The organism is Streptosporangium sp. NPDC023825 (genome assembly GCF_040639575.1).
Classification (GTDB): domain Bacteria; phylum Actinomycetota; class Actinomycetes; order Streptosporangiales; family Streptosporangiaceae; genus Streptosporangium.
Genome location: NZ_JBFAAE010000081.1, coordinates 1 through 21,369, shown reverse-complemented (window position 1 = coordinate 21,369; position 21,369 = coordinate 1). Strand labels below are relative to the sequence as shown.

At 70.5% G+C, this 21,369-nt stretch carries 23 protein-coding genes; 8 read left to right on the top strand and 15 right to left on the bottom strand.

The genetic code is table 11. The annotated features are described in order from the left end of the window. Positions 1-523: 523 nt before the first annotated feature. Positions 524-2,194, top strand: coding sequence for an alpha/beta fold hydrolase (locus tag AB0G15_RS39480; RefSeq protein ID WP_362850415.1), 1,671 nt, complete (start codon positions 524-526; stop codon positions 2,192-2,194). A gap of 48 nt (positions 2,195-2,242) precedes the next feature. Here AB0G15_RS39480 and AB0G15_RS39475 read toward each other — a convergent pair whose 3' ends face one another. The 6 genes from AB0G15_RS39475 to AB0G15_RS39450 all read right to left on the bottom strand — a co-directional run bounded on the left by AB0G15_RS39475 (position 2,243) and on the right by AB0G15_RS39450 (position 6,573). Next, entirely contained in the window at positions 2,243-3,400 is a 1,158-nt protein-coding gene (locus AB0G15_RS39475) for a winged helix DNA-binding domain-containing protein (RefSeq protein ID WP_362850413.1), read from the bottom strand. Between the two features lie 164 nt (positions 3,401-3,564). Further along, complete coding sequence (locus AB0G15_RS39470; protein WP_362691618.1) at positions 3,565-3,873, bottom strand: transcriptional regulator; 309 nt, start codon at positions 3,871-3,873, stop codon at positions 3,565-3,567. Further along, on the bottom strand, positions 3,870-4,355 hold the full coding sequence (locus tag AB0G15_RS39465; RefSeq protein WP_362850411.1) for a hypothetical protein: 486 nt from the start codon (positions 4,353-4,355) through the stop codon (positions 3,870-3,872). The genes AB0G15_RS39470 and AB0G15_RS39465 overlap by 4 nt, the downstream gene beginning before the upstream one ends. A gap of 73 nt (positions 4,356-4,428) precedes the next feature. Further along, positions 4,429-4,566: a hypothetical protein gene (locus AB0G15_RS39460; protein WP_362850409.1), complete on the bottom strand. Its 138-nt coding sequence runs from the start codon at positions 4,564-4,566 to the stop codon at positions 4,429-4,431. A 121-nt stretch (positions 4,567-4,687) separates the two neighbouring features. Further along, the gene (locus AB0G15_RS39455) at positions 4,688-6,052 is read right to left on the bottom strand and encodes a HAMP domain-containing sensor histidine kinase (RefSeq protein ID WP_362850408.1); all 1,365 of its coding nucleotides are present in this window, start codon (positions 6,050-6,052) and stop codon (positions 4,688-4,690) included. Beyond that, positions 6,046-6,573: a helix-turn-helix transcriptional regulator gene (locus AB0G15_RS39450; RefSeq protein WP_362850406.1), complete on the bottom strand. Its 528-nt coding sequence runs from the start codon at positions 6,571-6,573 to the stop codon at positions 6,046-6,048. Before AB0G15_RS39450 ends, AB0G15_RS39455 begins: the two co-directional genes overlap by 7 nt. Before the next feature lie 142 nt (positions 6,574-6,715). Here AB0G15_RS39450 and AB0G15_RS39445 point away from each other — a divergent pair, with 142 nt between their 5' ends. Together AB0G15_RS39445 and AB0G15_RS39440 are read left to right on the top strand one after the other, a co-directional pair. Beyond that, positions 6,716-6,979, top strand: a complete 264-nt coding sequence (locus AB0G15_RS39445) for a hypothetical protein (protein ID WP_362850405.1) — start codon at positions 6,716-6,718, stop codon at positions 6,977-6,979. Positions 6,980-7,126: 147 nt separating this feature from the next. Next, positions 7,127-8,491 carry an acyltransferase gene (locus AB0G15_RS39440; protein WP_362850403.1) on the top strand — a complete coding sequence of 455 codons (1,365 nt, stop codon included), beginning with the start codon at positions 7,127-7,129 and terminating at the stop codon, positions 8,489-8,491. Between the two features lie 99 nt (positions 8,492-8,590). Here AB0G15_RS39440 and AB0G15_RS39435 read toward each other — a convergent pair whose 3' ends face one another. Next, positions 8,591-8,788 carry a hypothetical protein gene (locus tag AB0G15_RS39435; protein WP_362850401.1) on the bottom strand — a complete coding sequence of 66 codons (198 nt, stop codon included), beginning with the start codon at positions 8,786-8,788 and terminating at the stop codon, positions 8,591-8,593. 372 nt (positions 8,789-9,160) lie between these two features. Between AB0G15_RS39435 and AB0G15_RS39430 the strand changes: the two genes are divergently transcribed. Next, the gene (locus AB0G15_RS39430) at positions 9,161-9,823 is read left to right on the top strand and encodes a hypothetical protein (RefSeq protein WP_362850399.1); all 663 of its coding nucleotides are present in this window, start codon (positions 9,161-9,163) and stop codon (positions 9,821-9,823) included. Between the two features lie 39 nt (positions 9,824-9,862). Here the strand turns inward: AB0G15_RS39430 and AB0G15_RS39425 are convergent, their stop codons facing one another. The 4 genes from AB0G15_RS39425 to AB0G15_RS39410 form a co-directional block, all read right to left on the bottom strand. Further along, complete coding sequence (locus AB0G15_RS39425) at positions 9,863-10,051, bottom strand: DUF6203 family protein (protein WP_350977490.1); 189 nt, start codon at positions 10,049-10,051, stop codon at positions 9,863-9,865. Between the two features lie 194 nt (positions 10,052-10,245). Next, positions 10,246-11,136 carry a cytochrome c biogenesis protein CcdA gene (locus AB0G15_RS39420; RefSeq protein ID WP_362850397.1) on the bottom strand — a complete coding sequence of 297 codons (891 nt, stop codon included), beginning with the start codon at positions 11,134-11,136 and terminating at the stop codon, positions 10,246-10,248. A gap of 42 nt (positions 11,137-11,178) precedes the next feature. Then, entirely contained in the window at positions 11,179-11,766 is a 588-nt protein-coding gene (locus tag AB0G15_RS39415; protein ID WP_362850395.1) for a redoxin domain-containing protein, read from the bottom strand. Between the two features lie 102 nt (positions 11,767-11,868). Further along, positions 11,869-12,660, bottom strand: a complete 792-nt coding sequence (locus AB0G15_RS39410; RefSeq protein ID WP_362850393.1) for a TetR/AcrR family transcriptional regulator — start codon at positions 12,658-12,660, stop codon at positions 11,869-11,871. Positions 12,661-12,736: 76 nt separating this feature from the next. On the opposite strand from AB0G15_RS39410, the gene AB0G15_RS39405 reads away from it, so the two are divergent. Beyond that, on the top strand, positions 12,737-15,130 hold the full coding sequence (locus AB0G15_RS39405; protein ID WP_362850427.1) for an excinuclease ABC subunit UvrA: 2,394 nt from the start codon (positions 12,737-12,739) through the stop codon (positions 15,128-15,130). A gap of 179 nt (positions 15,131-15,309) precedes the next feature. Here the strand turns inward: AB0G15_RS39405 and AB0G15_RS39400 are convergent, their stop codons facing one another. Together AB0G15_RS39400 and AB0G15_RS39395 are read right to left on the bottom strand one after the other, a co-directional pair. Next, a complete protein-coding gene (locus tag AB0G15_RS39400; protein WP_362850391.1) occupies positions 15,310-15,480 on the bottom strand; it encodes a hypothetical protein in 171 nt (56 codons plus the stop codon). A gap of 91 nt (positions 15,481-15,571) precedes the next feature. After that, the gene (locus tag AB0G15_RS39395) at positions 15,572-15,805 is read right to left on the bottom strand and encodes a DUF397 domain-containing protein (RefSeq protein ID WP_362850389.1); all 234 of its coding nucleotides are present in this window, start codon (positions 15,803-15,805) and stop codon (positions 15,572-15,574) included. 436 nt (positions 15,806-16,241) lie between these two features. On the opposite strand from AB0G15_RS39395, the gene AB0G15_RS39390 reads away from it, so the two are divergent. The 3 genes from AB0G15_RS39390 (at position 16,242) to AB0G15_RS39380 (ending at position 18,804) form a co-directional block, all read left to right on the top strand. Then, positions 16,242-16,835: a WHG domain-containing protein gene (locus AB0G15_RS39390; protein WP_362850387.1), complete on the top strand. Its 594-nt coding sequence runs from the start codon at positions 16,242-16,244 to the stop codon at positions 16,833-16,835. Further along, complete coding sequence (locus tag AB0G15_RS39385; protein WP_362850385.1) at positions 16,832-17,674, top strand: alpha/beta hydrolase; 843 nt, start codon at positions 16,832-16,834, stop codon at positions 17,672-17,674. Before AB0G15_RS39390 ends, AB0G15_RS39385 begins: the two co-directional genes overlap by 4 nt. 335 nt (positions 17,675-18,009) lie before the next feature. Continuing rightward, a complete protein-coding gene (locus AB0G15_RS39380; protein ID WP_362850384.1) occupies positions 18,010-18,804 on the top strand; it encodes a hypothetical protein in 795 nt (264 codons plus the stop codon). 765 nt (positions 18,805-19,569) lie between these two features. Here AB0G15_RS39380 and AB0G15_RS39375 read toward each other — a convergent pair. Further along, positions 19,570-20,295 carry an alpha/beta hydrolase gene (locus tag AB0G15_RS39375; protein ID WP_362850383.1) on the bottom strand — a complete coding sequence of 242 codons (726 nt, stop codon included), beginning with the start codon at positions 20,293-20,295 and terminating at the stop codon, positions 19,570-19,572. Positions 20,296-20,526: 231 nt separating this feature from the next. Further along, the coding region (locus AB0G15_RS39370) for an RICIN domain-containing protein (protein ID WP_362850381.1) at positions 20,527-21,369 on the bottom strand (843 nt) is incomplete at its 5' end.

Below are 21,369 nucleotides of genomic sequence, written 5' to 3'. Positions count from 1 at the left end.
CCTGAGCCAAGGTTACCTCGCCAATTCATGTTGATCAGCTGAAAAAGCAGAGCCTTACAGGCTGTCGACGTTCATACGGAAAGTCAAGATCTAATCAATAGATAAAAACGGACATCATCCCTGCAATCCGACTTTCTTTTATTTTTGTCGCATAAGCCTCGGCCAATACGTGACCGCGAGAGGTCGATAGCCGGCATGTCACCCACGAGATTCAAGCGCCCTGCCCGGCAGGCGGCGCGCGTCCCCGGCCCGACCGGCTCGACCGATCCGTACGGCACGGCGGCACGGACGGCTCGCACGCCACTCCGCCCCCGCGAATCAGCCGACAGGCCACTTCCACTCCTGCCGACAGCCACCCGGCAAGCACTACGAAAGCGGCCTGCAACTCGAAATGCCTACAAAGGTAGATAGAAGCGGAAAGATCTTCATTTTCTCACCCCGAAGTTCTTTCCGGCCGTCCGGTGATCCTCGGCTCCACCCGCAGGTGGGGCGGACCGATCAGGACCGACCCGAAGGAGAGAACATGAACGGCGAGAAGCCGGCGGGAACGGCGAGGACAGGCGGTGCCCGGCGCCGGTGGGCCGGGGCCGTGGTGGCGCTGGCCACGGCGGCGACCACGGTGGTGGCCACCGTGGTCGCCACGGCGGGCCTCGGGGCCGGTCCCGCCTTCGCCGGCGTACCGAACGGCACGGCGAACACGTCCGGCGCCAGGACCCTCGCCGCGGCTCCCGGTCCCCCGTCCGGCCCCCCGCCCGGCGCGCTGTCCGGTCCCCCGTCCGGCGCCCCGTCCGGCGCCACGGCTCCCGGCCCCGCGTCCGACGCCCGCCTGGAACGTTTCATCAGGAAGGCGCCGAAGTGGAGGCGGTGCGGCCTGTTCAGATGCGCGACCCTCACCGTGCCCGTCGACTACGCCGATCCCGGCAACGGCAGGACCTTCACCCTTCCCCTGATCAAGGCCCCGGCGAGCAGGCCCGACCAGCGGATCGGGACGCTCGTCGCCGCGGCCGGAGGGCCGGGACAGTCCGGCACCTGGATGGTGCGCACCTTCCACGAGACCTGGCCCGCGCAGATCCGCGAGCGCTTCGACGTCGTCGGCTTCGATCCCCGCGGGGTGGGCGGCAGCAGGCCCGCCATCGACTGCAGCCTGCGGGCGGGCGACAAACCCATCGGAAAGCCTCGCGCCGACCTGCCGCTGGTCGGTGAGGTCGCACCGTACTACCGGCTCGTCGTCCAGGCCTGCGCCCGTGGCACCGGCAAGGACGTCCTGCCCCACGTCGGCACCGCCAACGTCGTCACCGACCTGGAGCTGCTGCGCGCGGCGCTGCGCCAGGACACGATCAGCTTCCTCGGCTACTCCTACGGCACGAACATCGGCCAGCGCTACGCCGACCGCTTCCCGCGCCGCGTCCGCGCCATGGTGCTCGACGGCATCGACACCGCGCACCTGAACTGGGACACCGACTCCCTCCACGGCGCCAGGGCCCACACCGCGGCGCTGCACTCCTTCGCCCGCGCGTGTGCCCGCGATCCCCGGATGGCCTGCCCGGCCGGCAGCGCGAAGGGCGTTCTCGCCGCCATCGACAAGGTGATCGCGCGGGCGAGGACCAGGCCCCTGCGCGGGGGCAGGTACGACCTCGACGCCGACACCGTGCGAGCGGTGATCGGCGGCACCCTCATCGACCCCTCCTCCTGGCGGGAGCTGTCCACCGCGCTGGGCGCGGCGGCCGACGGGGACGGAGCCCCGCTCGCGGACCTGCGGGTCCGGCTCGGCGCCCCCTCGGTGTCCCTGCCCGTCGACGAGGTGACGAGCGTGGTCAGCTGCCTCGACCGTCCCCACTCCAGGGACCTGAGGGACTACGAACGGCTCGCCGGGCAGATCCGCCGTATCGACCGCCTCTCCGACGGCACCAACCTGACCTGCGCCTTCCTGCCCTCACCCGCGGTCGCGCCCGCCCCCGCCCGCGCCAGGGGCGCCGGGCCCATCGTGCTGATCAGCCACACCCGGGACGCGCGCACCCCGTACCGCTGGGCCAGGGAGGTCGCCGGGAACATGCCCTCGGCCGTGCTGCTGACCTACGACGCCGACGGGCACACCGTCTACGCCACCGGCGTCTCCTCCTGCGTCGACGACACCGTCACCCGCTACCTCGTCGACCTGACCCCGCCCAGGAACGGAGCGCGCTGCAGCCGGTGAGCGGGAACGCGGCGGACCCGGGATCGTGCGCGGTGGCGCCGGAGGGACTCAGCGCCTCCTGCCGGTGAGCCTGCCCGTGGACAGGGTGGCCTCGGCGCCGTAGAAGCGGCCGACGCGCTCGACCTCCCTCTCCAGCTCCCCGGTCCGGCCGGAGTCGAGCTCGACGAACGACTCCAGCCTGATCTCGACCTTGCCGCCCTTCTCCCTGCGCTCCCACATCCCGGAGACGACCCCGTCGACCAGCATGATCTGGTGGGCGACCGCGCCCTCGTACCTGCCCCGGCCGTGCTCGAAGACGCGCGCGGCGGTGTCCTTGGGCACGACGACCTCCTTGGGACCGCTGCCCAGGACGTACGCCTCGTACTGCGGCAGCAGCCGCAGGCAGCCCGGGCCGGACGGCCAGTGGCCGTCGTCGGCGGCCAGGACGTACGCCTCGCGCCCCTCGACCTCGACCCGGGCGACCTCGTCGCCGAGCGCCTGCAGCGCCTCGCGCGCCTCGGGCGGCCTGAGCGCGAACCAGCGGGCCAGGTCCTGGTGGGTGGCGGGGCCGTACGCGCGCAGGTAGCGGCGCACGATCTCCATCGCCGACTCCTCCGGGTCGGGCTGGTCCCCGACCTCGGTCTTCAGTCCCGCCCACCGGTCGGGCCTGACGTAGGTCACCTTGGCGCCCCGTACCGGCCCGAAGCAGAGCACGCCGAGGTAGGCGACGGGACGCAGCAGCTCGCCCCAGTTGGAGGCGAGCCTGTCCCTGGCCCACGCGCCGACGCGCCCGGAGACCTCCCCGGCCAGCTCCTCGCGGGTCAGGCACTCGCCGTCCAGCGCCTCGCGGACCGCGTCGACGAACGCCTCGCCCTGCTTGGCGGTGAGCCCGTGGTAGGCGTGCCAGCCACCCTTGGCGCGCCAGTAGGGCTTCCAGCGCATCGCCGCCATCCACAGCGCCAGCTCGTCGGCGGCGTGCACGTGCAGGGTGCCGCGCAGGCTGTACGTCTTGACGAGGCGCTTGCCGTCGTACAGCTCCGCGCGGACCCGCTCCCGCGTGGCGTCCTTCACCCGCGACCCGATGGCCAGCTCGGCCGCGGCGGCGACCTGCGCCTGCACCCCGCACACGTCGCGCACGGGTTCGCGCGGGTCGCCGGAGACGGGTTTCACGAGATGGTGGCGGGCCAGCCGCCGCGCGTGGACCTGATCCCAGGTGAGTGGATTCATGGTCCCCGCCTCTACCCCGTGGGGTGGAGGCGAACCCGGACGCCTGCGGCCCGCCCGCACCCGGTCACGCGCGCCCGTCGCCGCGCGTCCGGGCCGGCCCCGATGCGCCCCGGGGGCCGGGTCCGGCGGGTTCCGTCCCAGCCGGGAGGACCGAGAGGCCGGAGTCAGCCGGGGAGGACCGAGAGGCCGGAACGGGCGACGATGGCCTGGAGCGCGGCGACGTGGCCGGCGTAGGCCGCACGCCCCTCGCGGGTGAGGCTGAACCACGTTCTCGGGCGCTTGCCGACGTGCCCCTTGCGGATCTTCACGTAACCGGCCGCCTCCAGGGCGCTCGCGTGCTTGGACAGCACCGAGTCGCTGACGCCCAGGTTGTCGCGGACGAAGGCGAACTCGGCCTCGTCGGCGGCGGCCAGCAGCGAGACGATCTGCAGCCGGGTCGGCGCGTGGATCGCCGGGTCGAGTCGCGGGGTCATCGCTTCGCCATCTCCGCCCGCCTCGCGGTCCGCCCGGACATCCACCTGGCCAGCAGCGGCGAGGTGATCGCCACGATCGCAGTCATGATCACACCCATGAGGGTGCGCGGGTAGGCGAGGCCCAGATCCGTGAACCACAACGCCAGCGGGGCGGACGCGGCGACCGTGACGAGCACCCAGCCGGTGAAGCCGGCCCATGCCCACGGGTCCACCACCGAGGAGTGCGGGCGCAGCTTCGCGTCCCTGACGTCTCTCGCGAACTTGAGGACGGCGAGGACGAGAGCGGCCGACAGGGCCGGTACGGCGATCCCGATCCACCAGGCGGGCGGGATCTCGGTGACGAACTGTATGCCGGTGACGAAGGCCCACACCGCCACCGGATACCAGGCGGGGAACATCGGCGGCGCGGCGCGCAACACCTTTCGCTGCGTCTCGTGGACCTGGGCCAGCGTCCGCGCGGCCTCTTCGGGGGTGATGTCCATGCCCTCTCCTTATGCTTTCCTATCTGGAAAGTACTTTCTCCTTTCCGTACCGTCAAGTACTTTCCGGGATCGGTCAGCCCGTGTCGAGACCGCTCAGGAAGGTGAGGGACTCCTCGAAGGGGCTGCCGGACTCCGGCAGCCCCTCCTGGCGAGGAGAGACAGCCTCACGTCGTTCACGAAGAAAGTCGCCCAGCAGGCAGATCTCGTCCATAAAATCACCGTATTTCGGAACTGTGAGGTTAAGGTGACCGGGTAACCGCCACCCAGCCAGGCCCCGCCCCCGCCGGCGGACGGCGCCGCCGCCGTGCGCGCCGGAGCCGCCGGGGAACGGCTCATCCCGTTCGGGCGGACGGAAGGGCGTCGCGCGCGGGAAGGCGCAGGACGAAGCGCGCGCCCTGCTCGCTGTCCTCGACGGTCAGCGTGCCTCCGTGTGCTTCGGCGATCTCCCTGGCGATCGCGAGCCCCAGCCCGGTCCCTCCCGCGTCCCGGTTGCGCGCGGCGTCCAGCCGGGCGAAGCGATCGAAGACCGTCTCCCGGTGTTCGGCGGGGATCCCGGCGCCGTCGTCGGCGACTTCCAGGATCACCGACGCCCCCTCGGCCCGAACGCTCACGGTGATCCGCGAGATGGCGTGGCGTTCGGCGTTGTCGAGCAGATTGCCCAGCAGCCGGGTGATCCGCAGCCGGTCGCACTCGACGTGGGCGTTCTCCGCCAGGTCCTTGACGATCTTGTGCCGGCACGGCCGGCGGTTCAGCTCGGCGCCGACCAGCCGCCGCAGATCGGTTGGATCGCGGCGCAGGAGGGGGCGCGCGTCCAGGCTGGTCAGGGTCAGCAGGTCGGCCGCGGTCACCTGGAGCAGATCCACCCCGGCGAGCACGGCGTGGGTCATCTCAGGCCAGTCGGTGTCCTGCGGGTGCAGCAGCGCCCCCTCCAGATGGGTGCGCATGGCGGTGATGGGGGTGCGCAGCTCGTGGGAGGCGTCCGCGGTGAAGCGCCGCAGCCGGGTGTAGGCGCTTTCGAGACGGTCCAGGGTGTCGTTCACGGTTTCCGCCAGGAGCCTGATCTCCTGGTAGTCCGCGGGGACCGGGACCCGCCGGTCGAGGGCGGTGAGGGTGATCTCGCCGAGTTCGGCCCGGATCGCGTTCACCGGGGCCGTGGCCTTGGTGAGGTCGCGGAAGGACCACACCGTCATCAGGGTGGTCACGACCAGGGACGCGCCGACGACCAGCAGGAGGTCCGCGGCCGTGCCGTACCAGGGCACCTGCGGGGTCGCCACGTAGAGCAGCCAGACCCCCTGCGGCTGGTAGACCTTGTAGGAGGTGACGGTCATGCAGCCTTCCAGCCCCCGCGGCGGGCACAGCACCCGTGTGGCGCGCACGTTCCGGTCGTCGGCACGGAAGGTCGCGATCGGCGGCCTGCCGGCGAGTTCCGAGGTCGACGCCACCACCCGGCCGTGGGCGTCCAGCACCTGGATCGCCTCGACCTCGCCCTTGGGCAGGACGGGCGGGAGCGGGCCCTGCCGGATGAGGGGGACCACCTGGTTCCAGGCGTCCGTGACGTTGGCCTGGGCGAAATCCGCCTCCCTGCCGCCGGCGAACAGCAGGAAGAGCAGGCCGACGCCGACGCACACACACGCCGCGACGACGGCGGTCGCCACCGTCCTGCGGGCCCGGAGCGACGGCAGGTACCGGCTCAGCATGACGTCCTCCCGAGGACCGGGCGCTCACTCCCCGCGTCGGAGCGCCGCGCGGGACGGCCGGAGACGGGATCGCGTTCGCGGGCTCGCCGACAGAGCACGGCGAGCGCGTGCGCCGAGGGGCTGCCGGGGGCGGCCTGGACGGTGACCAGTCGCCGGCCGGGCGCCTCGGCGACGGAGAACATGTCGCAGTCGACCGTCAGCTCCCCGACGAGCTCATGGTGGAAGCACACGACGTGACCGACCTCTTTCCGTACGTCGTGCCGGGCCCACAGGCGGCGGGAGTCGCCGCTGCGGCCGGACACCTCCGCGAGGGCGCCGATCACCTGGTCGGACGGGTGACGTTCGCGTCCCTGTTCGAGGCGGACGTAGTAGTTGGTGCTGACTTCGGCCGGCATCGCGACCTCCTCCCGTCGCGGACCCGGCGTCCGGCGAAGTCCGGTGTCCGGTGGTCCGACCTGGCCGGGAGTGGTGATCGCGCGCCGGGCGCGCAGGAACTCGCCAAGCAGGCTTTCGCTCGCCATTGGGGAAGCATATGTCCGACTTATCCGATTTGCCTGGGTGTGTTACTACCAGCCAATCCGCCCCGGGAAGCGGCGAGCCAGGCGGGCCACCCGGCGGAAGGTGACGGCCCCGAGGTGAGAACCTCGGCCGATCGGCGGCGAAGTGCCCTGCCCGACCAAACGAACAATAGTTATATATAGTGATCAAACGGACAACGGTCCCCGCAACCTGCTCGGCGAGTTCCCGCGCGCCCGACGCGAAGCCACCGGTCCGGCACAGGCGGGCTTCCTGCACGCCCCCTCATCCCGCACGCCGGGACCGCGTCGTGAGGAGGTCGCGATGCTCGCCGGGATCAGCGCCTCCTCCTCCATCCGGCTGGAGCAGGGACCGGAACGCGACCCCTCCCCCAGGTGCTGGGCGCCCTGACACGAGTGCTGCGCCTTTGCCCGCGCCAAGACGGCGCAGCTGCGCCCCGTCGTGACGGCCACCCCCGACGACCCGTACCTGTGGGCGGGAGACCGCTTGACATGACATGGATGGAGGAATGTTCTCCTCATGTCAATCGTCGGCGACATGGCAGCGCACCTTGTCCGGGTCGTCCGGAGGATGACGCGGCAGGTGCGGCAACTGGCCGAGCGAACACCGCCGCAGCGGGAGCGCTATGTCGACCTGCTGCGCGCCGTCGCGATCACGGTGGTCGTCGTCGGGCACTGGCTGGCGATCCATGTGACCCGCGACGACGAGGGTTTCCAGGGCGCGAGCATCCTCCAGGTCGCCTCGTGGACCCGTCCGCTGACGTGGCTGTTCCAGGTGATGCCCCTGTTCTTCCTGGTGGGCGGCTTCGCGAACGCCGCGTCCCTCACCTCCCGTCTCAGGCGGGGTGGCGACGCCACAGGCTGGGTGCTGGGCCGGACGGCTCGGCTTCTGCGCCCGACGACGACGCTGCTGGGCGGACTGGCGGCGGCGGCTCTGACGGCCAGGGGGCTGGGCGCCGAGCCCGACCTGATCGGCGTGGCGGTCTGGCTGGCCTCGATCCCGTTGTGGTTCCTGGTCGCCTACATCGCCGTGACGGTCCTCACCCCGCCGATGTACGCCTTGCACCGGCGTGCGGGCCTGGCGGTGCCGATCACCCTGGCGGCCCTGGTCGGCGTGGGTGATTTCGCCCGGCTGGTGCTGACCGTTCCCTACGTGGGCCAGGCGAACTTCCTGCTCGCCTGGTTGGCCGTGCATCAACTCGGCTTCGCCTGGCAGGACGGGAGCCTGCCGTCCCGGCGGAGCGTGGCTCTGCCGATGGCGGCGGCCGGGTTCGTCGCCCTCGTGCTTCTCACGGTGGTCGGCCCCTATCCGGTCAGCATGGTGGGGTTCGAGGGGGAGAGGATACGGAACACCTCTCCGCCCACGCCGGCCCTCCTGGCTCTCGCCGTCACGCAGACGGGAATCGCCTTGTGGATGCGTGACCGGGGGAACCGGTGGATGCGGCGGCCGGGCCCGTGGACCGTCGTTGTGACGATCAACTCAGTGATCATGACGCTTTTCCTCTGGCACATGACCGCCGTCGTGATCGGCGTCCTGCTGCTCCACGGAACGGCGGTGATGCCCGACGCCACGCCCGGGTCGGCGCTCTGGTTGCTCCTGCGCGTTCCCTGGCTCGCCTGTCTGGCGCTGGTTCTGGCCCTTCTCGTCGCGGTGTTCGGACGTTTCGAGCAGCGTACGGGACCGTGGTCCGATCCCGTGGGCACGGTGAAAGGCGTGTGGCCCGCCGCACTGACGATCGCCGGGGCCGGCGCCGTGCTCGCCGGGCTCCTGGCCCTCGCCCTGGCCGGCCCGGGTCCCCACGGGCCCGTGGGCCTGCCCGTGAGGGTGCTGGCCGCCTACTTCGGCGGTGTCGCCGTCCTGGGTTTCGTCCGTTGGCGGTATTCGCATCCGGCGCGGGAGTGATCGGGGACCGGACATCCCGGAGCCGCCCGCGGCACGGGTCCTCGGGTCCCCAGGTCCCCGGCCCGCCGCAGGGCGTCACGTCAGAGAGATCGCGCCCCTTCAGGACGAGGTCGGCCTGTCGTAGCCCTCGTCCTCCCCGTGGACGTCGGCGTCGGGATCGTCCTCGGGCTGGCCGGCCGGATCGGTCGGCGAAGGAGCGAACTCGTCGGCGAAGTCGGGCTCGTCGTGGACATCCCGCTGGTCCGCCCGGCGGTCCGCCAGCGGAGCATCCTCGTGGTCGGGCTCGGAATGCGACATGGTGCCCCCGGAATATCTGGCCGCGCCCGTGCGGTGAACGGGCGAAAGATGATCTCAGTTTGCCTACCCCCGCCTGACCTGCCCAATCACCCTCACCGCCACCGAGAAGGGGCAACCGGTGGGCTGGGGGAATCAGGTGCAGGAGCTCGCCCTTCGGAGCGGGCGGCACGATCTTCCGGGCACCTCCTCCGATCAACCGCGGCATCGCACACCCTGCTGGGCGCGATCGACCCGGACGACAGGCAAGCCGCCGGGCTTGCGTCTCGCCGGGCCTCGCGAGTCGAAGGCGGAAACCCCGATCGGCGAGCCCGTCCGGCGGTGCTGCAAGCATGTGCGGAACATCTCTGACATCAGAGGCTTCCTGGGAGTCACATGACCTTGGACGAGACACCGCTGCTGCCGGACGTGGTCCGGGCCTACCCGTTCTCCTGGGACTCGGGCTTCGTCTGGCCACCGGAGACGGAGGAGCACGCGGAGAACCTGGCCTACGCGCGGGCCGTGCTCGAAGCGTGCCTGCCCCGGCTCCCGCTCGCCTCGCCCGAGCCCCCGGAGGAGCCGACCGTCCGGGATCACGAGGACGACGAGTACCCCGAGTGGACCGGGATCCGGGCCGTTCTGCGCGGACGCATGCCCTACGCCCGGCACGTCACCGCCGGGCGCATGGCCGGCGCCAGGGTCGAGTGCGCCCGCCACGGCGTCGACACCACGGACTTCGAGGAGATCTGGACCCGGCGCATCACCGCCTGGATCGCCGAGCAGACCCTGGTCTGGTGCGGCCTGATGGTCGATGACGAGAAGGCGCTCACGCCCTGGCTCATGGACCTCGCGGAGCTGTACGCGCGGCGGGGAACGGCCGTCGAGAAGGCCGTGTGGGCACTCCTCCACACCAGGGCCGTGCCCGAGAGCCGTGCGGCTCTGACGCGACTGGCCGCGTACGAGGGACTGCCGGACGAGATCCGCGCGCGGATCGCGGACGAGATCCGCCCACGCCCCGGCCGCCGGTCCCCGCCGCCCTCGTCATCCCATCGCCCGTGAGGGTGGCGGAGTTCAGCTCGCCCGTGAGGGTGGCGGGGTTCAGCGCCGGCCGGAACGGGGCGGGCGCCCGCTCCCCCGCGTCACGTATCCCCGCCCACCTCGCCCGGCCTGCTCCTGCTCACGCTGCCTGCGCCGCCGCCCCAGGAACCAGCCCACCCCCAGGATCGCCAGCCCGAACGGCGTACGGGCCAGCCAGCGTGCCACCACGACCTTGAAAAACTTCTTCATGAGGCGTTCCTGCCCAGCAACGGTTCGATTAGGCGACCGCGCGGCATCCGGCTTCATGCCGGCCTTCCCCGGGCCCGGGGAAGGCCGGCATGAAGCCGGCCCGCCACCCGCCCGACGTGGCGATCGGCGCGCGGCAGGAGATCAGGGCCTGCCGCGTTCCACCGTGATCATCAACCGAAGGGGTACCCGCGCGCTCACACCGGCGGCGACTCGACCGGCACCTCCGGCACCGGTGCCCGGCGAGCGTGCCGCCGCCGCACAGCGCGCAGCGCGAGCGCGCCCAGAGCCAGCAGGGCGAGCGCGAGGGCGACCCAGCCCGCGCCGACAGACGCCAGCCACCCCGCCAGGACTCCCTGCACGGCCGTCGCGGCGCCCACGATCCGGTCGTCGGCGGCCCCGCCGGAGAAGACCCGTAGCTCGTACCAGCCGTAGTACACGACGTACAGCCCGGCCAGCAGGAGCAGTCCGCCGCCGGCCCTGGACACATACGGCAGCAACCGCCGCAGCCCGGCCACCGCGGCGCCGCGGGCGAGCACCACCGCCAGGGACAGGACGGCGACGACCAGGCCCATGCCGAGCGCGTAGGCCACGAACGCCGCCGCGCCGCCGAGGAGGCCGGCGCCGGACAGCGAGGCCGAGGTGACGGCGAGGAACGGTCCCACCGTGCACGACAGCGAGGCCACCGCGTACGACACGCCGTAGCCGTACAGCGACAGAGGTGAGGTGGCGGGACGGCCGGCGGCCGTCCCGGGAAGGCGGAGCAGCAGCTCGCGGCCCGTCAGCAGCCACACGCCGAGTCCCGCCAGCAGCACGCCGATGACGATCGTCACCCACGGCAGGTAACGGCCGACCGACACGGCCAGCGCGGTGACGATCACCCCGAACAGGCCGAAGACCGTGACGAAGCCCGCGGTCATGGCGGCCGAAAGCAGCAGCGCCCGGGCGATCGGCCCGCCGCGGGCCGGCCCGCCGTCGGCGATCAACAGGGTGAGGTAGGCGGGCAGCATCGCGAAACCGCACGGGTTGAACGCGGCCACCGTGCCCGCGGCCAGTGCCAGGGCGAGCGGCACCTCGGCGACGTTCACGCTCGTATCTCCAGGTTGTCGAAGGTCATGGCGGTACGTGCGCTACCGGCCGAGCAGCCGCCGGACGTGACCGTCCAGCGCGTCCTGGTCGAGCGGGCCGGAGACCTTCGTGGTGGAGCCGTCCGGTTTCATGAACACGAACGTCGACTGCTGGCTGACGCCCAGTTTGGTCCACACCGCGCCTTTGACGTCGGCGAGGTGCGTGATGTCGCGGGTACCGGTCATCTGGACGAACTCCTTCATCGCCGCCTCGGTGTCCAGGCCCGCCACACCGACGAACGCGACCTCGCCAAACGTGGCGGTCGCGGCCTTGACGGCGGGCGCCTCGGAAAGGCACTTGGGACACCACGGCGCCCAGAACCAGAAGACCACCGGCTTACCTGCCAGGTTCGCGCCCTGGAACGACTCGCCGTCCAGTGTCCTGGCGGAGAAGGCCAGCGCGGCCGGTACCGCCGCCGGCGTGACGGCGTCGGCCGAAGCCGTCGGTGTCGCCGGCGTGGATGGCGCCGCGGCCGGCGGCGGCGCGGTGCCGCGTGCGGGATCGGCCGTGTCGTCCCCTCCGGCGCCGCCGCACGCGCACGCCAGCAGGGCCACCGAGATCAGGGCAGTTGCCGCTCGCACTTTGATCATGCGCTCAGCGTAGGGGCAGGCGCCCCCGCGATTTCTTACGAGCTCGTGACGGCGGCGCCCCCGTGACGGCACCCTCGTGACGGCGCCCCCGTGACGGCGCCCTCAGACTCCGGCCGTGCTCACCGTCGCCTCGATCCCGTCCAGGAGGATGGCGAGCCCGGCGGCGAAGGTGTCCCTCCCCTCCTGTTCCATGTAGGGGAGGGTCTCGTCCTTGGACTCGTAGGCGCCCTCGCCGGCGAGCCAGGCCGTCGTCGGGAACCGCTCGGCGAAGTCGGGCGCGACCTCCGTCAGCAGGGCCGAGCGGGCGTACCACCACTCCTCGTCCGACATCCCGGTCGCCGCCGGGGCCTGCCTCGACTCCGCGACCGTCTGCGCCGCCCCGCGCACGAAGTAGAACAGCGTCCCGACGACGTACCGCAGCGTCCCGGCCTTCAGCCCGGTCTCGCGGAGGATCCGCAGCGCCTCCTCGATCATGACGTACTCGTTGGGGCCCAGCACGGGGCGCGCCTGCGACACCTGCAGCACCCACGGATGCCGTACGTAGAACTCCCAGGTCTCCCGCGCCCAGGCGGTCACCGCCGCCCGCCAGCCGTCAGCCAGGTCGTGGCGGGTGGACAGCTCGGCGAGGGCCCGGTCGTACATCAGGTCGACCAGCTCGCTCTTGCTGGGGACGTAGGTGTAGAGGGCCATGGCCGTGCGGCCGAGCCGCTCGCCCACCGCGCGCATGGAGAGCGCGGCCATCCCCTCCGCGTCGGCGACGGCGATGGCCGTGTCCACGATCAGGTCCACGCTCAGGGCCGGTTTGGGCCCGGGACGTGTGTCACTTGATCCCGTGGTGCGCCACAGCAGCGCCATCGAACGGCGCGCGTCGCCCTGTCCGGCGAAGACGACCACTTGCAACTCCTTACGGCATAAACTAACTTGGCCGGGCCAACTCTTTACAGCATAAGGATATCAAGTGAGAAGGTTCGTGTTCCCATCCGCCATACCGGCCGGCGATCGCGGCCCGCGGCACGGCCGGGCCGCCGCGGACAGCCACGACGTGATCGAGGTCCGCGGCGCCAGGGAGAACAACCTGGCCGACATCTCGCTGGACATTCCCAAGCGGCGGCTCACCGTCTTCACCGGGGTCTCCGGCTCGGGGAAGTCCTCCCTCGTCTTCGGCACCATCGCGGCGGAGTCACAGCGCCTGATCAACGAGACCTACACGGCCTTCGTCCAGTCGTTCATGCCGAGCCAGGGACGTCCCGACGTCGACGCCCTGCGCAACCTGAGCGCGGCGATCGTCGTCGACCAGGAGCGCATGGGCGCCAACTCCCGCTCCACGGTCGGCACGGCGACCGACGCGCAGACGATGCTGCGGATCGTCTTCAGCCGGATCGGCACCCCCCACGTCGGCACCTCGACCGCCTTCAGCTTCAACAGCGCCGAGGGCATGTGCCCGGAGTGCGAGGGGCTCGGGCGGGTGTCGGACGTCGACGTCTCCCAGCTCGTCGACGTCGACCGCTCGCTCAACGAGGGCGCGATCACCGTCCCCAACTTCACCGTGGACTCGTGGTACTGGCAAGGCCTGGCCCACGCCGGATTCTTCGACCCCGACATGAAGCTGAGGGACTACACCCCGGCCCAGTGGGAGGACTTCCTCCACAAGCCCGCCACCAAGATCAAAATCGGCACGATGAACACCACCTACGAGGGGCTCCTGGTCAAGGTACGGCGGCTCTATCTCGCCAAGGACCGGGAGTCGCTGCAGCCCCACATCCGGGCGTTCGTGGACCGGGCCGTGACGTTCACGAGCTGCCGCGCGTGCGGCGGCAGCAGGCTCAACCCCGCCGCGCTGGCCTCGAAGATCGACGGCCGCAACATCGCCGACTGCGCGGCCATGCAGATCAGCGACCTGGCCGAGTTCGTCCGGGGCATCGAGGACGCGTCGGTGGGGCCGCTGATCTCCACCCTGCGCAACACGCTGGAGTCGCTGGTCGAGATCGGCCTGGGCTACCTGAGCCTGGACCGCGAGTCCTCCAGCCTGTCCGGGGGCGAGGCCCAGCGGGTGAAGATGGTCCGCCACCTCGGCTCCAGCCTGACCGACGTCACCTATGTCTTCGACGAGCCCACGGTGGGGCTGCACCCGCACGACATCGAGCGGATGAACAACCTGCTGCTGCTCCTGCGCGACAAGGGCAACACGGTCCTGGTCGTCGAGCACAAACCGGAGACGATCGAGATCGCCGACCACGTGGTCGACCTGGGCCCGGGGGCGGGCTCGTCCGGCGGGCGGGTGTGCTACACCGGTGACGTGGCCGGGCTCCGGCGCTCGGACTCCCTGACGGGCCGCCACCTGGACCATCGTGCCCGCCTGCGCGAGAAGGTGCGGCAGCCTCTCGGGCAGCTGTCGATCAAGGGCGCCACCCTGCACAATCTCAAGGACGTGAGCGTCGACATCCCGCTGGGCGTGCTCACCGTCGTCACCGGCGTCGCCGGATCCGGCAAGAGCTCGCTGATCCACGGCTCGCTCCCCCGCAGGGAGGGCGTCGCCGTGGTCGACCAGACCGCGATCCGCGGGTCCCGCCGCAGCAACCCGGCCACCTACACCGGGCTGCTCGACCCGATCCGCACCGCCTTCGCCAAGGCCAACGGGGTCAGGCCGGCCCTGTTCAGCGCGAACTCCGAGGGCGCCTGCCCCAACTGCAAGGGCATCGGCCTGGTCTACACCGACCTCGCCATGATGGCCGGGGTGGCGTCGGTGTGCGAGCAGTGCGAGGGCAGGCGGTTCACGCCCGAGGTGCTCACCCACAAGCTGCGCGGCAAGGACATCAGCGAGGTGCTGGGCATGTCGGTGACCGAGGCCCGCGACTTCTTCGCTCCCGGTTCCGGCGCCGGTACGGGTTCGGGCGCGAGCTTCGGCGCGGCGCGCGCCGTCCTCGACCGGCTCGCCGACGTGGGCCTGGGCTACCTCGGCCTGGGCCAGCCGCTCACCACCCTGTCCGGCGGCGAGCGGCAGCGGCTCAAGCTGGCCATCCGGATGGCGGAGAAGGCCACGACCTACGTGCTGGACGAGCCGACCACCGGCCTGCACCTCGCCGACGTGGACCAGCTCTTGGCCCTGCTGGACCGGATCGTCGACGACGGCAACACGGTCGTCGTCATCGAGCACCACCAGGCCGTGATGGCCCACGCCGACTGGATCATCGACCTCGGCCCCGGAGCCGGGCACGACGGCGGCCGGATCGTCTTCACCGGCACCCCCGCCGACCTCGTCGCCCGAGGCGACTCCCTCACCGCCCGGCACCTGCGCGCCTACCTGGGAAAGAACGCCGACCGGCAGGACCTCATCGGAGCAGGGGACACCATGGCGAACGTCTGAGCCCGAAGCGGCCGAACGGTGATGCTCGTGGCGAGCACCCGCAAACGGGTGAGAGCCCCCACCGCGACGGGGGCTCTCACCTCAGGCGACCACCGGACAGGATCGGCGGATCTCAGATGTCGAACTCGCCGCCCTTGATGCCGCGCGGGCGCCTGTCGCCGCACGGGTCATCAGGGCTCTCAACCGTCCTTGTCATAAGCGATGAGCCAGCGGGCGATCGATCCGACGGTTGTGAGCACGAATCCCGCCAGAAGCAGTGACGATCTGAGCAGCCGGTCCACCCCGGGCGGAGTCATCTGCAAGGAGACCAACGCGCCGGCCATGAGAACGAACCCGAACATCGTGATCACCAGCCACACCTTTCTCATGGACGCCCTGTCTACCCCCTGCCGGGCCGCTGGCTGCTTATCGTGAAACTCTCATCCCGGTGGTCTTGCGAACTCAGGGGCGTCGGAGTTCGCCGCGTTCGATACCGCCGGTGAAGGCGTCGTACTCGGCGTCGGTGAACAGGTGCGGCGCCTTGTGCGGGTTCTTGGAGTCGCGCAGGGCGACGATACCCCGGTCCAAAAAGGCGACCTGGACGCAGTTGGTGCCGCCGCTGAGGCTGCTGATGTGCCAGCGGGCGTCGCGGAGCTGGGTTTCGACCCGGTCGAGGTCAAGTGCGCGCTTGTTCATGAGGGGGATTCCTCGGCGATCGCGGCAAGGAGCGGCAGCGATGCCTTCGGGGAGAGCGCGTCGGATTTCAGCAAGTCGCCGGTGGTGCGGCAGAGCTCGACGGCTCCCCGTCCCGGCCGCGACGGAAAGCGGCTGTTCTCATGGCCGGCTCCGCTGAGGCCCTGGCCACCACGGCGCTTCCGTCCCTCTTGGCGGCCTCAGAGGTTCGGGGTGTAGCCGCCCGGCCCTCTCCACAACACAGCTCCGGCACCTATGCCTCGGCACGGCTTCACGGATACGTCACCTCCCGACGAGGCGCCGACGGGTCCGGAAACCCCCGCCCAGAAAGCCGAGGCGACGAAGATCTCCTACTCCGCTTTGACATCCTCGGAGCACAAGGTTCATCCTAGGACCACTAGTTTTTTCCTAATAATCCTAGGATGAAGGTGGGGCGCACATGGCACGGGCCGGGTTGACGCCGGACCGGGTGACGCTCGCGGGCGCCGAGCTGGCGGACGAGGTCGGGCTCGACCACGTGACCATGTCGGCGGTGGCGCGGCGGCTCGGGGTGAAGGACGCGAGCCTGTACGTGCACGTGCGCGGCCTGGAGGACCTGCGCGGGCGGATCGCGCTGCTGGCGGCGGACGAGAAGACCATCCGCATCGCCGAAGCCACCGCCGGGCAGGCGGGGAAGGACGCGCTGATGGCGTTCGCGAACGTCTGGCGGGCCTACGCCCACGACCACCCCGGCCGGTACACCGCGACACAGATCCCGACGCAGATCGATCCCGAGCTCGCGGCCCGGGCGCCCGGCCCGCGGCGCGCGGTCGAGCTGACCTACAGCATGCTGCGCGCCTACGCACTGGCCGAGCCCGACCTGACCGACGCGGTCCGGCTCGTGCGCAGCACGCTCCACGGCTTCGTCAGTCTCGAGGCCGCCGGCGGGTTCGCGCACGCGCGCCCGGCCGAGGATTCCTGGGCCCGCTGCCTCGACGCCCTGCACTCCCTCCTGGAGCACTGGCCCGCACCCCGTGAAGGAGACCCCTCATGACCGACCCGACCACCGGCCGCCTGCGCGTGGACGGCGCCACCCTGCACTACGAGGTGCGTGGAAGCGGCCCGCTCCTGCTGCTGATCCCCGGCGGCGCCGGCGACGCGGCTTCCTACGACGGCATCGCCGGCGACCTGGCCGCCGGCCACACGGTCGCGTCCTATGACCCGCGCGGCCTGTCCCGCAGCCCGCTGGAGGACCCGCAGGCCCCTCAGCAGGTCGCGCGGCATGCCGACGACGCGTTCCGGCTGCTGCGACTGCTGTCTCCGGACGCGCCCGCGCGCGTGGTCGGCTGCAGCTCGGGGGCGATCGTCGCACTGCACCTGCTCACCGCCCATCCCGAGCGGATCGAACGCGTGGTGGCGCATGAGCCGCCGGTGGTAGAGGTGCTGCCGGACGCCGCCGAGCACCGCGCGCTGCTCGCCCGCGTCCAGGACACGTTCCGCCGGGACGGCCTGATGCCCGCGGTGGCCGAGTTCGCGGCGGGCCTGCGTAGGCCGGGTGCCGAGCAGCCCGTCACCGCCGAGGCGGCCATCGAGCCGCCACCGGGGGCGGCGGCACGAGCTGAGCGGACGATGGCGAACCTGCCCTACTTCCTCGGGCGTATCGTGCCGAGCTTCATGGCCTATGTCCCGGACGTGGATCGCCTGGCGGCCCTGTCGGACCGGCTCGTGCTCGCGGGCGGGGCGGACTCGCGCGGTGAACTGCCCTACCGTCCCGCCGCCCTCCTCGCCGAGCGGTTCGGCACGGAGCTCGTCCACTTCCCCGGCGGGCACACGGGCCTCAGCACGCACCCCGCCGAGTTCGCCGAACTGCTCCGCAAGGTGCTGAGCGCCTGAGCGTGCGCGGCGGTCGTGTCCCGGGAGATGCCCCGGCGCGGCGGCGGCCGTGCTGGGGCTGGTAGCGGCCAAGAGGGCGCGCCCCCGTGGAGGCGCCGCTGAAGTGGCGGGCCGAACCTGTGGGGCCCGCTGATCACCGATGACGCCGGACGGATGCTGCTCGTCAAGCGCGCCGACAACGGGGGTGAGGAACCTGCGGATGGGTGCCTTCTGCACAGAACATCCACAATCAGTACGACATATCTCCCCAAATATTGACGTCCTCCGCGATCTTGCTCTGCGAGAATGCCCTCATTCCTCTCACACGCAGTGAGGGCATTTCCGGGAGCATTCACGTGAAGCGCTTCATTGCCGGACTCGCCGCCGCCGCGACCACCGTCGTGGCCCTGCCCGCCCATTCCACGACCGCACCCACCCGGGCGGCCGCTGTCCCCTTCGCTGCGGTCGATCCGGTGAACGCGCTCAAACAGCAGTTCCGTACCGGGCGCGGCGTGCGACTCGTCGAGACCGTCCGTATTGACTGGAAGAAAAACGCAACGACCATACGCCGCAAGGGCACGCTGCAGTTCGGTCCCTCCGGCGTCGTCGCCGCGGACGTCGTGCGGCGCGCCACCTCCAGCCGGCCCGCTGGTAAGGACGTCCCCGTCTACGTGCAGCACATGATCAATGTTGATGGGAGGCATTACCACTGCGACGTCGCCCCGGCCAGCACCTACCTTCCCGCCGGCAAGTCGTGTGTACGCGCCGGCGTCGACAGGCCCCTGCAGAAATGGGGCACCGTCTTCGGCGACCAGGGCATCAACGTGTTCGAGCCGGCCACCTTGGCACTCCTGCTGCGCGTCTCGACCCACCGCCTGCCCGAACAGGGCGGCACCCAGTACAGGGGCACGATCACCCAGGCCGAGCTCCGCACGGCTTCTCGCTCCTTCCGCGAGATGACCTCCTTCAGCTCGAAGGAAAAGGACAGGCAGGAGAGAATCACCTGGCGGCTCTGGGTGGACGGCAAAGGCCTGGTGACCCGCCTGGTGACCCGCGACGCGTTCGCCGGCCTGAGCGACGACTACGCGAGCGACACCCGCTACACCGACTGGGGATCCAAGGTCACGGTCACCGCCCCACCCGCCGACTAGGTCATCGACGAAGACGACGTCGACTACTCCACCACGCGGCAGACCCCACCCCACACAGTGATCGAACAACCCCCGGGCAACTGACTCCCGCTTCGTTCGTTCAAACCTTTGAACGCGCCGGACCCAAACTACCGCGACATTCCTCAAGCACGATTCGCAGCACAAGTTACGGTGGTACTGGCATTAAAACCGGAGCGGCCACCGGCCCACCTTATACGTCTACTACTGGGGCAAGATTTCAGCGTCACCGGGGAGGCCGGGTCACAATTATTACGAACAGTAGGCAGAGAAAAAAGACGACCGATGAGCTGCACTCGAAAAATGCCTTTCGAACTGGTGCGGACAGGACCCTCAGCAAGTCCAATCCTCCCAGTTCAAGGCACTTTCCTCACGTAAATGATCAAGGTGAGGGTCTGTCAATCAAACGGCTCTGGCTCACTTTCGGTGGTAACGGAACGTGCGCATCAAGCTGACGTCGCGGAGCTGGGCGAGTTCCTCATCAGACGCCCGAAAGATCGTGCGATTGCCCGCGCCCTTGCGCGCCGGACCGCGTCACGACCCCTTTTGGCCGGCTGATTCGTCCCCAGCGCGCCCTTGTCGCCTGTGACCACGCTCGGTCACCACCGAAAGTGAGCCAGAGCCGAATACGAGACAGAGCCGTTTTTTCTACAGTCCCCCCGCTCGGCCATGTCGAACAGTCTGGTTCGAACGCGCTGGCCGGGAACGGACCCCGGCCAGCGCGTCGCCAGCTATAAGGCAGCGGCCTTATCCAAGGTGCCGGGCGAAGAACTGCAGCGCATTATCGGTCTCGAACGTGGGGATTCCCCCGTGGTCGCCGGGGTTGGCGTGCAGCGTCTTGTCGGTGGAACCCAGGGCGTTGAACAGCGCCAAGGCCTGGTCCCTGGGCACCCGCGTATCGTCCCATTGGAGCAGGAACTGCACCGGCACGGTGACCCGGGCGGCGGGTGCGGCCAGCCCGTGCACGCCGAGCAGGCCCAGCACCGCGGCGCGGATCCGGGAGTCGGCGGCGAGCAGCGGCACACCGAGCCCACAGCCCATCGACACACCCCAATAGCCGACCGGGCCGGCGCCCACGTGGTCGAGCTCCTGGACCGCGGTCAGAACGGCCTGCCAGTCGGTGACGGCCCGCCCGGCCAGCAGGTCGTGCATGGCCGCGACCAGCTCGGTCGGATCCTCACCGGCGGCCATGCGGGCCCGCATGTCACCCGCGAACTGGATGAACTGTTCATCTTTCGGCCGGTCGCCGTGGCTAGGGGCATCGATCGCGGCGACGGCGAAACACCCTTCGGCGGCGAACCGGTGCGCGCCGGTCAGGACGCCGGGAGCCTTCTTGTGCTGGCCGCCGCCGTGTCCCATCAGGATCAGCGGGCGGGGGCCGGTGGCGCCTTGCGGCGTGAACAGCACACCGGTGATCTCGCCGAGGGTGAAGGACTGTTCGGTGACGCCGTCGGTCGACGTCTGAGAGGTCAAGCTGAAGCGCATAGCGTTTCAAAGCCTTTCGGGGGTGCCTTGTGCGGGCGCTCCCTAGACCATGCGCAGGAGGGAGCCCCGATCTGTCATCAAAGCGTTGATCGGTCTCACCTCCTCCAGTCGTACTGCTGCACGGCGCTGCCGAAGGTATCACACAGACCTCGCTAGGCAAACGTTGCCCAACGCGGCACTGGCGGGGCAGTGCGACGGAACGCGGCTGGATCCCCCGTGTCATACAGCGACGATCTGCCACTCCTGGTTGGCGCCACCCTTGTCGGCCCATTGGATGACTCGGGCGCCGTCGGCTGTGGAGCCCGCTTCGACGTCCGCGCACAATTCGTTGCCGACGTTGATCAGCCGGTAGTAGCCGCTTGTGGCCGCAGGGGTGAGTTTCCACCGCTGGTTCGCGCCGTTGTTGTCGGTCGTCTGGACGAGGGCGGCGCCCTGGTTGGCGTTCGGGCTGCTGAGGACCTTGCCGCTGCCGGCACCGGACAGCCGGAACGAGCCGTCGGAGTTCTGCGACATCCGCCACTGCTGGTTGCTTGCGCCGTTCCAGGGCCACTGGACGATGGCGGCGCCGTCGGCGGTGGAGCCGCCGGAGACGTCCAGCACCTTGCCGCTGTTGCGGTTGACCAGGCGGACGACGCCGGTGGGCGGGCCGCCGGTGCCCAGGCCGACGGTGATCTGGGTTGTCGTACCCGCGGTGAGTGACACCTGGCGGGCGTGGCTGCCCAACGGCGAGGTGGCGACGCCCGCGCCGGTGGTGACCGAAACGATCCCGCGCCGGCAGATGAGCGTCACGGTCTGGGTGATGTCGGAGGTGACGGTGGCGGTGACGGTCCGGGCGCCGAGGTCCCAGGTGAGCGACGCGATCCGGATGCGGTTGCGGCCGCGCACGCCGGTGATCGTGCCCTTGGAGAACTGGTCGGGCAGCGCGGGCAGCAACTCCAGGATGCCGGGCCTGGTGTAGATCAACGCTTCGGCGAGAATCGCGGGCAGCGAATTGGCGGCATCGGCGTTGTAGATCGCCAGGTTCGGGTTGTGGGAGGTCATCAGCGACCGGAAGATCATGTT

Excerpts from the sequence above, each read along its gene's own strand:
- AB0G15_RS39480 (WP_362850415.1), top strand. The coding sequence starts at position 524 with ATGAACGGCGAGAAGCCGGCGGGAACGGCGAGGACAGGCGGTGCCCGG.
- AB0G15_RS39475 (WP_362850413.1), bottom strand. The coding sequence starts at position 3,400 with ATGAATCCACTCACCTGGGATCAGGTCCACGCGCGGCGGCTGGCCCGC.
- AB0G15_RS39470 (WP_362691618.1), bottom strand. The coding sequence starts at position 3,873 with ATGACCCCGCGACTCGACCCGGCGATCCACGCGCCGACCCGGCTGCAG.
- AB0G15_RS39465 (WP_362850411.1), bottom strand. The coding sequence starts at position 4,355 with ATGGACATCACCCCCGAAGAGGCCGCGCGGACGCTGGCCCAGGTCCAC.
- AB0G15_RS39460 (WP_362850409.1), bottom strand. The coding sequence starts at position 4,566 with ATGGACGAGATCTGCCTGCTGGGCGACTTTCTTCGTGAACGACGTGAG.
- AB0G15_RS39455 (WP_362850408.1), bottom strand. The coding sequence starts at position 6,052 with ATGCTGAGCCGGTACCTGCCGTCGCTCCGGGCCCGCAGGACGGTGGCG.
- AB0G15_RS39450 (WP_362850406.1), bottom strand. The coding sequence starts at position 6,573 with ATGGCGAGCGAAAGCCTGCTTGGCGAGTTCCTGCGCGCCCGGCGCGCG.
- AB0G15_RS39440 (WP_362850403.1), top strand. The coding sequence starts at position 7,127 with ATGGCAGCGCACCTTGTCCGGGTCGTCCGGAGGATGACGCGGCAGGTG.
- AB0G15_RS39435 (WP_362850401.1), bottom strand. The coding sequence starts at position 8,788 with ATGTCGCATTCCGAGCCCGACCACGAGGATGCTCCGCTGGCGGACCGC.
- AB0G15_RS39430 (WP_362850399.1), top strand. The coding sequence starts at position 9,161 with ATGACCTTGGACGAGACACCGCTGCTGCCGGACGTGGTCCGGGCCTAC.
- AB0G15_RS39425 (WP_350977490.1), bottom strand. The coding sequence starts at position 10,051 with ATGAAGAAGTTTTTCAAGGTCGTGGTGGCACGCTGGCTGGCCCGTACG.
- AB0G15_RS39415 (WP_362850395.1), bottom strand. The coding sequence starts at position 11,766 with ATGATCAAAGTGCGAGCGGCAACTGCCCTGATCTCGGTGGCCCTGCTG.
- AB0G15_RS39395 (WP_362850389.1), bottom strand. The coding sequence starts at position 15,805 with ATGAACAAGCGCGCACTTGACCTCGACCGGGTCGAAACCCAGCTCCGC.
- AB0G15_RS39390 (WP_362850387.1), top strand. The coding sequence starts at position 16,242 with ATGGCACGGGCCGGGTTGACGCCGGACCGGGTGACGCTCGCGGGCGCC.
- AB0G15_RS39385 (WP_362850385.1), top strand. The coding sequence starts at position 16,832 with ATGACCGACCCGACCACCGGCCGCCTGCGCGTGGACGGCGCCACCCTG.